At 42.9% G+C, this 12,746-nt stretch carries 13 protein-coding genes and 1 other annotated feature; of the genes, 6 read left to right on the forward strand and 7 right to left on the reverse strand.

Going from position 1 to position 12,746, the window contains the following annotated elements:
* Positions 1-5: 5 nt before the first annotated feature.
* Complete coding sequence (fabF, locus tag MHI32_RS12840) at positions 6-1,244, reverse strand: beta-ketoacyl-ACP synthase II (protein ID WP_076306326.1); 1,239 nt, start codon at positions 1,242-1,244, stop codon at positions 6-8.
* Between the two features lie 127 nt (positions 1,245-1,371).
* Here fabF and MHI32_RS12845 point away from each other — a divergent pair, with 127 nt between their 5' ends.
* Complete coding sequence (locus MHI32_RS12845) at positions 1,372-2,232, forward strand: helix-turn-helix transcriptional regulator (RefSeq protein ID WP_076125982.1); 861 nt, start codon at positions 1,372-1,374, stop codon at positions 2,230-2,232.
* Between the two features lie 60 nt (positions 2,233-2,292).
* Here the strand turns inward: MHI32_RS12845 and MHI32_RS12850 are convergent, their stop codons facing one another.
* Complete coding sequence (locus tag MHI32_RS12850) at positions 2,293-2,580, reverse strand: hypothetical protein (RefSeq protein WP_076125983.1); 288 nt, start codon at positions 2,578-2,580, stop codon at positions 2,293-2,295.
* Between the two features lie 162 nt (positions 2,581-2,742).
* On the reverse strand, positions 2,743-3,888 hold the full coding sequence (locus MHI32_RS12855; RefSeq protein ID WP_076304188.1) for an MFS transporter: 1,146 nt from the start codon (positions 3,886-3,888) through the stop codon (positions 2,743-2,745).
* A 191-nt stretch (positions 3,889-4,079) separates the two neighbouring features.
* On the opposite strand from MHI32_RS12855, the gene MHI32_RS12860 reads away from it, so the two are divergent.
* Positions 4,080-4,844, forward strand: coding sequence for an exodeoxyribonuclease III (locus MHI32_RS12860; protein WP_076279814.1), 765 nt, complete (start codon positions 4,080-4,082; stop codon positions 4,842-4,844).
* A 67-nt stretch (positions 4,845-4,911) separates the two neighbouring features.
* Here the strand turns inward: MHI32_RS12860 and MHI32_RS12865 are convergent, their stop codons facing one another.
* Together MHI32_RS12865 and MHI32_RS12870 are read right to left on the reverse strand one after the other, a co-directional pair.
* Positions 4,912-6,351: a serine hydrolase gene (locus MHI32_RS12865; protein ID WP_076306325.1), complete on the reverse strand. Its 1,440-nt coding sequence runs from the start codon at positions 6,349-6,351 to the stop codon at positions 4,912-4,914.
* A gap of 87 nt (positions 6,352-6,438) precedes the next feature.
* Positions 6,439-7,575: a VanZ family protein gene (locus MHI32_RS12870; RefSeq protein ID WP_076306324.1), complete on the reverse strand. Its 1,137-nt coding sequence runs from the start codon at positions 7,573-7,575 to the stop codon at positions 6,439-6,441.
* Between the two features lie 152 nt (positions 7,576-7,727).
* Here MHI32_RS12870 and MHI32_RS12875 point away from each other — a divergent pair, with 152 nt between their 5' ends.
* The 3 genes from MHI32_RS12875 (at position 7,728) to MHI32_RS12885 (ending at position 9,974) form a co-directional block, all read left to right on the forward strand.
* Positions 7,728-8,075: a hypothetical protein gene (locus MHI32_RS12875; RefSeq protein ID WP_076279804.1), complete on the forward strand. Its 348-nt coding sequence runs from the start codon at positions 7,728-7,730 to the stop codon at positions 8,073-8,075.
* Positions 8,076-8,178: 103 nt separating this feature from the next.
* Positions 8,179-8,637 carry a hypothetical protein gene (locus MHI32_RS12880; protein WP_076306323.1) on the forward strand — a complete coding sequence of 153 codons (459 nt, stop codon included), beginning with the start codon at positions 8,179-8,181 and terminating at the stop codon, positions 8,635-8,637.
* Between the two features lie 104 nt (positions 8,638-8,741).
* Entirely contained in the window at positions 8,742-9,974 is a 1,233-nt protein-coding gene (locus MHI32_RS12885) for an aminopeptidase (RefSeq protein WP_076189916.1), read from the forward strand.
* A gap of 69 nt (positions 9,975-10,043) precedes the next feature.
* Here MHI32_RS12885 and trpS read toward each other — a convergent pair whose 3' ends face one another.
* Positions 10,044-11,039 carry a tryptophan--tRNA ligase gene (trpS, locus tag MHI32_RS12890; protein WP_076189917.1) on the reverse strand — a complete coding sequence of 332 codons (996 nt, stop codon included), beginning with the start codon at positions 11,037-11,039 and terminating at the stop codon, positions 10,044-10,046.
* Between the two features lie 102 nt (positions 11,040-11,141).
* Positions 11,142-11,424 (reverse strand) — a binding site (T-box leader).
* Between the two features lie 197 nt (positions 11,425-11,621).
* Here trpS and MHI32_RS12895 point away from each other — a divergent pair.
* A complete protein-coding gene (locus MHI32_RS12895; RefSeq protein ID WP_036686349.1) occupies positions 11,622-12,047 on the forward strand; it encodes a hypothetical protein in 426 nt (141 codons plus the stop codon).
* A gap of 150 nt (positions 12,048-12,197) precedes the next feature.
* Here MHI32_RS12895 and MHI32_RS12900 read toward each other — a convergent pair whose 3' ends face one another.
* Positions 12,198-12,581 (reverse strand): winged helix-turn-helix transcriptional regulator, encoded by a 384-nt coding sequence (locus MHI32_RS12900; protein ID WP_076125996.1) that lies wholly within the window; start codon positions 12,579-12,581, stop codon positions 12,198-12,200.
* Positions 12,582-12,746 lie beyond the last annotated feature (165 nt).

The raw sequence follows: 12,746 nt of genomic DNA on the forward strand, positions 1-12,746 counted from the left end.
TAGGATTAGTCTACGAACTTTCGGATCACAATAACAGCATTATGGCCGCCGAAGCCAAATGAATTGGAGATGCCTATTTCGAGATTAGCTTTTCGTGCATTGTTAGGTACGTAATCTAAATCACAGATGGAATCAGGGGTGTCCTGATTGATGGTAGGAGGAATGATCCCTTCTTGGATACTTTTAACTAAAGCGATGGCTTCTAAGCCGCCAGCGGCCCCTAAAGCATGTCCAGTCATGGACTTATTAGCGGTTACGGGGATGTGGTAGGCATGCTCGCCAAATAATTTTTTAATCGCTAGGGTTTCAGAATGGTCTCCTACTACTGTACTTGTCGCATGCGCACTGATTACATCTACGTTGTGGGGCTGGAGATTAGCTTCATTTAGCGCTAACTTCATAGCTTGATAGGCACCAATCCCCTCTGGATGAGTGGCAACCATATGATAAGCATCAGAGCTAGCACCATACCCGATCACTTCACCGTGAATCTTGGCGTTTCTACGCTGAGCATGGGAGAGTGACTCAAGAATGACTATGCCGCCACCTTCACCGATTACAAAGCCATCCCGTCCTCCATCGAAAGGGCGGCTCGCTTTAGTAGGCTCTTCATTTCGTGTAGATAAAGAGGTGGCATTCCCGAAGCTGGCCAACGAGATTTCAGTAATAGCAGCTTCAGAACCCCCGGCTATAACAATGTCCGCACCGCCATAACGAATTAAACGGAAGGCCTCACCAATCGCAGTATTTCCAATAGAACAAGCTGTTACTGGAGACATGGTCGGGCCGAGAGCTCCAAATTTAATGCTGATCATCGCCGCAGCCATATTGGAGATCATCATGGGAATTAAGGTAGGGCTGACTCGATCAGGTCCACGCTCTTTCAGGACCGTACCTTGATCCATCAAGGTCTGAATTCCTCCAACACCAGATCCTACATAAACGCCAAGTCTCTCCTTGTCAATCTTATCAAGCTGGAGGCCAGAATGTTTCCAAGCCTCTTCAGTAGCTGCGAGGGCAAACTGACTGAATCTGTCCATTCGCCGTGCCTCTTTACGCCCAAATCTGCCCTCTGCATCGAAATCACGTACTTCGCCGGCAATTCTCGTCTTAAAACCTGTTGTATCAAATGAAGTGATCGGGGATATACCCGATTCACCAGAAATTAGCCGATCCCAAAATTGTTCGATTGTATTTCCAAGTGGTGAGATTAAGCCCATGCCTGTAATCACTACGCGTTCCATAATGAACCTCCTCAGCTAGTGTATACTAGTATTTTTCCACTTTATTTATCCTATTACAAGTTATCGTTTATCCTAGTATAATTTGTACTATACTAAAGGAACAGAAATCCCAAAGTGGAGGTAGCTTATGGCTAATCAAACAAGATTACAAGCATTATCCGATTTTTTGAAAGCACGTCGTGCGGCAATTTCACCAAGCTCTGTAGGCTTGCCAGAAGGCACACGCAGAAGAACGCCAGGACTCCGCAGGGAAGAGGTTGCACAGCTTGCAGGGGTAAGCAGTACCTGGTATACGTGGCTTGAACAAGGCAGAGATATAAAAGTCTCGTCCTCTGTTTTGGACTGTATTGCCACTGCACTTAGGCTGACTAAAGATGAGCGGAAGTATCTTTTTGCATTGGCTTTAGAAACTGGAACCGGAACCACACCCTATCCGCAAGATGAATCTTCCGTAATTAGTCCTTCGCTGCAGAAAATTTTACAGGAACTTAAATATTGTCCTACGATAATTTCTGATAGACGTTGCGGAATCGTCGGTTGGAATGAAGCTGCCGCCCATGTTTTTCTTGATTTCTCAAAGCTGCCCATCGAAGAGCGGAATATGATCCGATTGTTATTTGTTCGTAAGGAGTTTAGGCGCTTAGCAGTGAATTGGGAACAATTCGTCAGCGGTTATCTTTCTATCTTCAGAGCGTATTACGGACAGTATGTAGAGGATCATTGGTATGATGAATTTATAGAGGAATTGAAAGAATTGCATCCGGCTTTTAATGAGATGTGGGAGCAAAGTCGGGTTAGTTCGGCCCCGGATGTGTTACTAGAATTCAGACATGCCAAGGCGGGAAAAATGTTATTTCATCTAACCTCTTTGCAGGTTCATGGCAGTGCAGATTTACGCTGCAGCATCTATACTCCTGCGGGAGATTCGAATACTGAAACCAAGCTGAAGCAGCTTATGGAGCAGCATACAATAGAAGGATTAAGCTAGATTCACATAGAGAAGCATCCCTAGCTGAACTTCCAGCTAGAGATGCCTAATGCTACACTATTAGAAATCTGATGTTGAAATTTCAATAGTTCCGAATGTGGTGCCAGCAGGAGTGCTTAAGAGTGCAGCTACCAAAAGGGCATGAACTGCGAGCGTAAGGCTATTGAATGCTGGAATCGTGTATGTGATAACTGGAGCATTCACACGAGTGATTACTAAATCTACTGGGAAGTTGGAGTTGTTGTTCACAGTAACAGCAGCGTTAATTCCACCTGCAAGGTTTTCATAATAAGATTTACCAATGACAGGGGCTAAATTGAAATATTGAAGCGGTAATACGATGGCCATAGTAACGACCTCCTTTTCGTTTGATAGGATATTCTATGTTGAAAATCTATTAATGCTAGAGCGAATGCCATGGTGAATTAGCACTTTTTAATAGAAAAAACCGGGGATGTCCAATAGCCACTTAGAAAGCGGCTGGGACATCCCCGGTTTATTTTCGTACGCTTATTCCGTTTTTTTACGATAAATCAGATACAGTATCAATCCGAATAGCATGCCGACAAACGACATTGCGGATATCGTTAAGTAAAGAGCTTTACCCCCAAAGGCATCATATAATGCCCCACCAGCATAAGAAGCTAGGATACCTGATACACCGAAGAACAATAGTGCAAGGACGGTTTGCCCTGTAGCACGCCATTCCTCGGGTACAATGCTGTAGAGGTATTGAATAGCAGCCGAGTAGAACACAGGGAAGGTAAGAATTTGCAGAATCTGCAAATACGCTAACAAGTGTGGATCAATGATCCAAGCTGAAATCAAGAAACGAAGGAAATAGAAGGCTCCGGAAATCGATATGATGATCAGTTCTTTTCCTTTTCGCAACCACCAGAAGCTTAATGCAAAGACAATGATTTCACTTATTGCCGCGAGGAAAAATGATTGGCCTACCAATTGAGGACTGCCACCAAGCTCACGAATATAAACTCCAATAAATGTATCGTTCATTCGTGCGGGTACAGAGCTAATAAATATGAGCACCAGAAACATCAATGTCTTTTTGTTGCCAAAAAAGTGCTTGAGGCTATCCAGCGTGACCGGCTTACCTGTGACGGGGGCATCTGGCATGTTCCAGCTTACTATAAAGCTTATAAGGCAAATGGCAACAAACAGAAGAGCTATTCCATGAGAGCCGAAAAAACCAAGCACATAGCCAGTAATCAGAGCCATTACACCATAACCTAGCGCACCATATGTACGGATAGAACCATAGCTAATTCCAGCCGCCTCAGAGACTCGGAAATTCAAGCTTTCTGTCAGCGGATCAATGGGCATCAAGAAGAAATACAGCAGCATAGCAAAAAGAATGAGAACAACGTAACTGCTGGAATCGAACAAAAAGTATCCGGTTACCGCTGAGCATAACAGCAGAGCTAACAGCACTTTGCGGATGGTTTTTGTTTTATCACTGATCATCCCCCATAAAGGCTGGGCAACGATGGTAACAAAACCACCAGTTCCAATAATGAAGCCGATTTGCGATGGGCTTAGATCTTGTTCACTTAGATAGACTGGCAGAAAGGGAATAAACATGGCTAGCAGAGCAAAATACAAAAAGTTAAACCCTCGTAAAAGATTTGGTGCATTCATAAGTTTTTTTACCTCACGTGTCAGAAAATTTGTATAGAGTCAATTTTGCTATTGTATCATGGATAATAAATGATTAGGATATAAATCTATTCGCGGAACTGCTCAAGATGACCCTAACCCTCTATAAATTTCTGGCCGTAATATGATAAACTGGTTACTATTAAAGCAAAATGCAAGGAGAAACGTTAATGATAAAGTTGGTATCATGGAATGTGAATGGTCTTCGGGCCTGTGTTAAAAAAGGGTTTGATGATTATTTTAAGGAAGTAGAAGCAGATATTTTCTGTGTACAGGAGACGAAGCTGCAAGAAGGGCAGATTGTTCTGGAACAGGGTGAAGAATACTATCAATATTGGAATTATGCAGTGAAAAAAGGGTATTCAGGCACAGCTATATTCACCAAAATCAAGCCGATCTCTGTGAGATACGGAATGGAAGAGGATGAAGAAGCGGAAGGCCGGATTATTACGCTGGAGTTCGAACATTTTTATCTAGTGAATGTGTATACACCAAATGCCAAACGAGATCTGGCTAGATTGGATTACAGAATGGAATGGGAGGACCGCTTCCGCAATTACCTTCTGGAACTGGACAAGCTAAAACCAGTCGTTGTATGCGGCGATATGAACGTAGCCCATCAGGATATTGATATCAAAAATGCTAAAGCTAACCGCGGAAACTCTGGCTTTACCGATGAAGAAAGGGGAAAAATGAGTACGCTGCTGGAGTCCGGCTTCATAGATACCTTTAGATATTTTCATCCAGAGCTTGAAGGCGTTTATTCATGGTGGTCTTATATGCCGAAGGTGAGAGAACGGAATGTAGGCTGGCGGATTGATTATTTCCTAGCTTCTTCTAGACTTGCACCTAATCTGCTGGATGCCCAAATCGATTGCCACATTATGGGGAGCGATCATTGTCCGGTCATCCTCAAGCTTGCTGATTTCACAGATTAGAATCGAATATTTAAAAGGCCGCTAAGTCTCTTTAAAGGACGAAGCGGTCTTTTGTATTCATTAAGAATTATAGTCTGCCAATGATCTCAGGGAATTCAGTCGGTCCCATATTCACATTAAACTTTTGTTTAAGAATTAGCTGATTCTCTAGTAAGATTATTTCAAGAGTTATGCAGAAAGGCATTTCAATAAACAATAAAGTAAGCTGTAGCTGATCATCAGCAACCCAAGTAAAGCTGGACATGATTCGGTTCAAGGAAGCATCAATGACCTGTGCGAAGCTTTCGAGCCATTTCCCTCGACCAAGACAGATCACAGAATCCTCTCCAGTCTTAAATTGTAAAGTAACTGCAGCTTCGTTGTTATTGAAAGAGATAGAGAAGGTGTCCAAGGCAAATTGGTTGTCATCGAGCTTATAGGTTAAGCCGTTTATTCGTTCTTCTTGTGATGAAGAGGGCTGCAGTTGTGGCGGTTGGATAGATAAATTCTTTAATTGTTCAACCAAGTGGGCAGAAGCAGCCGGCTCTAATGGCAAGGGAGCTGGCTTCATCGCGGGAAGCAGATGTTCCCACACAGCATTCAACATTCCTTGTATACTGTCTGATGCAGCAGTAGTAATAATTACGGCATCTTGCTCCGGAAGCACAACACAGAGTTGACCGAAGGCGCCATCTGCCCGGTAGCCACCGTGCTGGCATTGCCAGAACTGATACCCATATCCCATTGCCCAGTCATGATCACCTTCGCCATTGGAAATATGTTTGGAAGTAGCCTCATTAATCCACTTTTCAGGCAGAACCTGTTGATTATTCCAAATTCCTTTTTGTAAGTATAGCTGGCCGAATTTAGCGATATCCTCGGTTGTAATGTTTAAGCCAAATCCCCCTGTGTTAATTCCACGTGGACAAGACTCCCACGTTGCACCGTGAATGCCCAGAGGAACGAAGAGGCGCGGTTCTAAATATTCTAGCAGTGTTTGGCCAGTAACCCGTTGAAGGATCGCGGCCAGCATGTAAGTAGCACCGGTATTATATAGGAAATGTGTACCCGGTTGTTTCTCGACGGGGACGGAGAAGAAAGCTTTCACCCAATTCCCGTCGGTACTTTTGCGAAGGGTGTCCATAGTATCCACGACATGCCCGGTACCCATCATCAATAGATGTCTGATTGTCATATTGGATAGATTCTCCGTGATAGTCGAAGGAGCCTCTTCAGGGAAAAAGGAGAGGACAGAATCATCGAGGGTGACAAGTTTCTCAGTAACAGCAAACCCGATTGCGGTTGAGGTGAAGCTTTTGCTAAGGGAAAATAACATATGCGGAAGAACGGACCTGTAAGGAGCCCACCAGCCTTCAGAGACCACATAACCATGTCGTAATAGCATAAAGCTGTGCAGGCCTAAATTTTGTTCTTCTACTGCACTAATAAAGCAGGATATTGCGGTTGATGAAATCCCCTGTTCTTCTGGAAGACTTCTAGATAACTGCAAGCTGCTTGTGGTTTCCATACGCTCATCTCCTAAATTTTGAGAATGCTCACCTCCTAATTCTATAATAATTTCCAATGTAAAAATACCATTTAAATAATAACTAGTTTAGCTTTCTACAGGGCTGTTGCTGGATACATCAGATTGGAGCCGTTTCTCTGGCCAAGAAATAACATGAGAAGTTCGACTTAGTTTCTCATACATTAGCTGAGTTTCTTTTTTGAATATACTAATGACTAAATGAATAAAGAAAGCCAAGTCTATCAATAGAACAAACAGATGAATAAGCATATTCCATACGGAGGAAAGATGCCCTAGAAGGGCGGAATCAAGCAAAAGAGCGTGAATCCCAAGCAGCACCCAATATAGCAGGCCATATCTGATCATCAGAGCCCAGAAAAAAGCATGATTCCCGCTGCTCTTCACCCGAATCCGCACCATCCATTTCCCTAAGGTCCGTCCGCCCGTGAGAGCCGGAACAAGCATGAAGTAAATACCAGTTACAATCCAGAAGGCAGCTTTTATATCGAATCCGAAGAGTACCCCAAACCCGATGCTCCACACCATACTATCGATTAGAAAAGCTATTCCTCTGCGGGTATAGGAGACTCTTTTGGCAGAGCGGTCAATGTTTGTATCCAGTTGTTCTATACGTGGCAATAGCCCGGAGATCCAAATGGAAATTCGAAATCCAAAAATCCCTCCGATTGTGTTGGTAATGAGATCATCGACATCAAAAAGACGGTAAGGATGATCGAAGAAACCATAAATTCCTGTAATCTGCGTGATCTCAAAGGACAAGGAAAAGGCAAAGGATAGTAGAATGCACACGACCCAGCGTGTACGAAAATAATAGCCCAAAAACATTCCAAACGGTACAGTCAATGCAACGTTAAAAATGACCTGTAAAAATGCAGGCTCACGCAGTAATGACCAGTAGGTCGAGATTTGTTCAGGGATGATTGACGATCCATCCACAATATCCTGAATAAACTGAAGGGGAATGAATTGGACGACACTCCCAGAAGGTGCAGCATTGTGCCGGGAGGATGGAAAAGGAAGCAAGACAAGAAAATAAGCGTTCATCAGATAGAGCAGCAGCAGATATAGGATTAAAGCTCTAAGCTTATGTATATAGCCATGTCTGCGGTATTGTACGATAAGAAAAGGTAGTGTGAAGACCAGCGCTGCTATTGGAAACATCATGAACGCATACGAAATTGGAAAAAAGTACGAATGAAACATAAGTCACCTGCCGTGGAATTGTTTTTATAAGAAATTTGACTCTACTTGGAAATTAGCTATCCCCGGCTCATTATAAGTTTTTATGATAGGGAACTCAACTAATTTATCCAACGTTTCCGGCATACATATGTCTATGAAGGAGCGTGAAGTGGATGGAGAAAAAGGTTCAGCAGTATTATCGGCTCAAGCAAAAACAAAAGGATATTGAAAAAGAATTGGCCGAGCTTCGTCAGGATATTTTAAATTATTGTAGTCAGCAGGAAACTAACGAGACTGAAATTGGCCGCTATAAAGTGAAGCTGGTCGTGCAAAACCGCAAAGAATATGATGATGCAAAGTTATATGAGACCTTATCAGACCCCGAAGTGTGGCGTTTGCTCTCCAAATCAGATCCGGCAAAGGTGGCAAGCTTGACCAAGTTGAATGTAATTTCAGAGGATAAAATCATGCATACTTATGCTTTGAAGACAGTGACACTGTTACAGGTGGATAAAAAATAGGGATTGAAGTGAGCGGTTCCTCGCGGGAGCCGCTTAATTTGGCTCATAACTGTCCAGATTAAGGAAATATGTTACAGTATTAGGGTGGAAGGGAGGTTGAATAGTGAAAAAAATAATCATCGGAGGCGTCATGGGCTTAACGATTTTACTTTTTTTCTTCTTTATTTTGCGGCATAATAATCAATCACTTGAGGTAAAACCGGATGTTATGTTCCCAACAGCGGAATACAGGGTGACTGATAGTAGTGCTCCAGGATTACATATACTTATAACTGCTGAAGGGGCGGATGTTATTAAGATACAGGCTACATCCGGCAATTTATTGTTATGGAACCCCCCTGACTACAAGGTGCATAACAAAGGTCTTGAGCTGAAAATCAAATCTGGAGATCAAATTTATTGGAGTCCAATGGATGGGGAGAATAAGCAAATAGATGAACCTCAGGATACCAAGATCACAGTGATTGCTTACCATAATGATAAGCAGATCGGAACGTCCAATGTAGAGATTCATAAGAATGATCTAGGTGTCTATACAGGCGAAATACCTGAAGTGAAGTAGCTGAGAATCTAAATCGAATCGCAACTATCCTCGTTTTGCGTTAAAATAAGAAGTGAAGCTGACCGAGTGCTTATAGCAACCCTAGAGATGGAGGAAGAGAATTCATGAAAGATTTTGAAGTAATGCTGGAGAAATATGCGAACCTAGTTGTAAAAGTAGGAGTAAATGTACAGCCTGGACAAGTCCTTATGGTACATGCACCGATAGAAACCGCAGAACTTACTCGCTTGATTGTAGCGAAAGCCTATGAAGCGGGAGCTAAATATGTAATTGTTGACTGGGACGATGAAGCAACTACACGGATCCGTTATGAAAAAGCCCCAGAGGATTCTTTCGATTACTATCCACAGTGGCAGGCTGAGATGATGGAGAAATTCGCGGAAGAGAATGGTGCCATCTTACATATTAAAGTACCTGATCCTGAACTGTTTAATGGCATTGATTCTTCTAAGGTATCTAGAGCAGTCAAAGCAGCGGCTGTTGCTCGCAAGAACTACTCCAAATATACTCGGAACAGCAAAATCAGCTGGTCTCTGGTCAAAGCGCCAACACGTGCTTGGGCGAACAAGGTTTTTGCCGATCTTCCTGAAGAAGAGCGGGTAGAGGCGATGTGGGAAGCTGTATTCCAGATGAATCGTGTGGGCAGCAATGATCCGGTAGCTGCTTGGAGAGAGCATATTGGTCAGTTGAAAGAAAGTCAGGACAGAATGAACGCTAAACGTTATAAAAGCTTGCATTACCGTGCTCCGGGAACGGATCTGCATGTAGAGCTTCCGGAAGGCCATTTATGGCGCGGGGGTGGCGGTGAGAATGATAAAGGCGTATATTTTGTAGCTAATATGCCAACGGAAGAGATTTATTCCATGCCCCATCGTACTGGCGTTAATGGCACAGTTAGAAGCACGCTCCCTCTTAATTTGAATGGACGGTTAGTTGAAGGACTTTCATTCACTTTTGAAAAAGGGAAAGTCGTAGCTTATGAAGCTGAATCCGGACGCGAACATTTAACCTCACTGCTGGCAACGGATGAAGGTGCATCTTATCTAGGAGAAGTAGCCTTAGTGCAGCATGATTCTCCAATCTCTCGCTTGAACCGCATTTTTTACAATACAGGGATTGATGAGAATGCCTCCTGCCATTTCGCGCTAGGAAGTGCTTATCCTGTAAATATTGAAGGCGGCACAAAGCTTACGAACGAAGAGCTTGTCGCTAGAGGAGCTAATGTCAGCTTAACGCATGTCGATTTTATGATCGGTTCAGCAGAGCTGGATATTGACGGAGAGCTGGCGGACGGCACGATTGAACCCGTATTCCGTAAGGGAAACTGGGTGTTGTAAGGAGAAGAAAAAAGCCGGATCTCTTCCAATGAGATTCCGGCTTTTTTTGAGTGCCTATACTGGTCATTTTTAGATTGAAAAATAGTTAAGACACATAGCCTCACGTACTTCGGTCATCGTTTCTTGAGCAATGCTGCGGGCATGCTGTGTTCCAGAGATTAAGATTTCCTGCACAAGCTTCGGCTTAGTAGCATAATAGGAACGACGCTCTCGCATCGGTTCTATAAGCAGATCTAGTGCTGTCGAAATCAACTGTTTGCAAGCAGAACAACCCATGGTACCCCGCTCGCAGCCTTCACGAATTTCGGTTACCCCCGCTGAGCGAAAAGCACCATGATAAGCAAAAATAGGACAGATATCTGGATGTCCAGGATCATTTTTATGCACACGCGCTGGATCGGTTGTGGCTTTTCGTATCTTAAAGATAATCTCTTCCTTAGTGGAGTCCAGCTCGATGGCATTGCCAAGGCTTTTACTCATTTTAGCGTTGCCATCCGTACCCACAAGCCTCGGAGTCTCACTGATCAGCGCTTTGGGTTCCACCAGTATCGGGCTGTACAGCTCGTTGAATCTGCGGACGATTTTACGGGTTAATTCCAGATGAGGGAGTTGGTCTTCCCCTACAGGAATTATCGTTGCTTTACAAAATGTTATGTCAGCAGTCTGACTAACTGGATAACCAAGAAAACCGTAATACAATTCATCTAAGCTCGAATTTTTCGATTCGGCTTTAATCGTGGGATTATGCCGTAAAGAATTCACAGTAACAAACATAGAGAACAAGATGGTCAGCTCTGCGATTTCAGGGATCATCGATTGAATAAATATAGTTGTTTTCTCCGGATTTATACCCGCAGATAAATAGTCCAGTGTGATCTCATGTAGATGTTGACCCAGCAGCTGTGGACGATCAAAATGGGTCGTTAGGGCTTGAATATCCGCTAAAAACACAAAAGTTTCATATTGCTCCTGAAGGGCTACTCGGGTCTGCAAGCTGCCGGCGTAATGGCCAAGGTGAAGCTTTCCAGTCACTCGATCTCCAGTTAAGACACGTTCGTTCATCATATAAATTCCTCCTGTTATTTAGCATTTGGTTACACTCGAGTCGCCACCACCAGCCATCATCCATGGCCATCACCTCCTTTAAATGACAAAAAAACCTCATCCAATAAGGACGAAGTTGTCGTGGTACCACCTTAAATGATCGTGTCACCTTACGATTCTTGGCTTTCGATCTTCTCTTACCTGTACGGAGAGGTTGAATTTATTCTCGATACAGGTCCCTTGATAACGGCGGGAACCCCGGTTTTCCCTACTGCATCCATTAAGATAGTTCGGAAAAACAACTATAAAGGCCATTCGAGCATACGCTGGTCACCGGTTCGCACCTACCACCGGCTCTCTGAAGACCATGTTCGTCTGTCTACTTACCCTTTGTCATCGTTGTTCATGATATGTGAATTATTGTAATTCTGAACAGGGGTGTTGTCAATGAGTAGAAATCGTATGGTGATTGACGAGGTATCTAGGTTTATATGATCTAGCAAAGTATACCTTAAATGTATATAATCATCAGGAATTAAGTCCAATCTATCATTATGGATTCACAATATACTACTCTATAACCTTGAAATGGAGTGATGATAAATGGCGACAATAATAAGTTATGGGTCACAGGCAAAAATCCCGTTAGATCCGTTTACTACTGCTATAACGGTTGCAGGGATTCCTGGAGCTGGAGCGGGTTTAGCTACAGCGCAAGTAAATATTAGTCCGGCTAATCCGGCTTCTTTCTCCAGTAGAGTCGAGTTAAATGGAAGTTTTAGTCTTACTGCACTTGCTAATAGCCAATTTCTTGTTATCATCCGACGAGCTGGAGTCGATATTTATAGATCCTTTTATCGTTTTACTACAATTACTGATATTCAATTAAGTGCTCAGTGGGTCGATGGTGCTTATATTGGAGTCCACAACTATGAATTGGTAATTCAGAATGATAGCAACTTGCCTATCAATCTATTTGGACCCATATCATTCACAGCAACTGCTATTGGAGGAGAGGGCGTAATTTAAGTTATGTCTCTGTGCGCCATTTAAGGGACGGGTGAATCAAAGCTTTGGACAGTTGAATCGATCTGATTCAGCTGTCCTTTTTTCGTGGGCATATAATTGAAGTACAACTCTCACAGCATAAATCTCCAACCATTTCCTTGATATAGCGGTTTATTTATTTAAGATGTTATCCTCTAAAACAGCGTATTTATCACCGTATTGCTTAATGATATGTTGTTCTCCCCAATTACATAATGCAGTCAAAATATCGCTTAAACTATCCCCATATTCACTAAGCTCGTATTCTACTTTTGGTGGAACCTGATTATAAACAATTCGGTTGATGATTCCGTCTGCCTCAAGCTCGCGTAGCTGCTGGGTTAACATTTTTTGAGTAATGCCGGGCATCAACTGTTTTAACTCAGAGGTGCGTTTTTTGCCATGAGTTAAATGACATAGAATTACGCATTTCCATTTCCCTCCGATGACCTCTAGGGTGGCTTCAACAGAAATATTGTATTTTTTCTTGACAGTTGTTGTAGATGTTGTTGTCATGATAACCTCCAAGGTATGGGTACTTTTTAGCACCTATGGCACTTTTGAGTGCGTACTATTAATTATGTCCAATTTAACTCATCATAACATTTTTCGTTCAATTTTTATAGAATGCTATAATTTAGAGAGCTTTGGGTGAAAAAAAGTTAAGTGAAATAAAAACCG

The organism is Paenibacillus sp. FSL H7-0690 (assembly GCF_037980415.1).
Lineage (GTDB): Bacteria > Bacillota > Bacilli > Paenibacillales > Paenibacillaceae > Paenibacillus_AQ > Paenibacillus_AQ odorifer.

Excerpts from the sequence above, each read along its gene's own strand:
- MHI32_RS12900 (WP_076125996.1), bottom strand. The coding sequence starts at position 12,581 with ATGACAACAACATCTACAACAACTGTCAAGAAAAAATACAATATTTCT.
- trpS (WP_076189917.1), bottom strand. The coding sequence starts at position 11,039 with ATGATGAACGAACGTGTCTTAACTGGAGATCGAGTGACTGGAAAGCTT.
- MHI32_RS12875 (WP_076279804.1), top strand. The coding sequence starts at position 7,728 with ATGGAGAAAAAGGTTCAGCAGTATTATCGGCTCAAGCAAAAACAAAAG.
- MHI32_RS12850 (WP_076125983.1), bottom strand. The coding sequence starts at position 2,580 with ATGGCCATCGTATTACCGCTTCAATATTTCAATTTAGCCCCTGTCATT.
- fabF (WP_076306326.1), bottom strand. The coding sequence starts at position 1,244 with ATGGAACGCGTAGTGATTACAGGCATGGGCTTAATCTCACCACTTGGA.
- MHI32_RS12885 (WP_076189916.1), top strand. The coding sequence starts at position 8,742 with ATGAAAGATTTTGAAGTAATGCTGGAGAAATATGCGAACCTAGTTGTA.
- MHI32_RS12870 (WP_076306324.1), bottom strand. The coding sequence starts at position 7,575 with ATGTTTCATTCGTACTTTTTTCCAATTTCGTATGCGTTCATGATGTTT.
- MHI32_RS12895 (WP_036686349.1), top strand. The coding sequence starts at position 11,622 with ATGGCGACAATAATAAGTTATGGGTCACAGGCAAAAATCCCGTTAGAT.
- MHI32_RS12865 (WP_076306325.1), bottom strand. The coding sequence starts at position 6,351 with ATGGAAACCACAAGCAGCTTGCAGTTATCTAGAAGTCTTCCAGAAGAA.
- MHI32_RS12845 (WP_076125982.1), top strand. The coding sequence starts at position 1,372 with ATGGCTAATCAAACAAGATTACAAGCATTATCCGATTTTTTGAAAGCA.
- MHI32_RS12855 (WP_076304188.1), bottom strand. The coding sequence starts at position 3,888 with ATGAATGCACCAAATCTTTTACGAGGGTTTAACTTTTTGTATTTTGCT.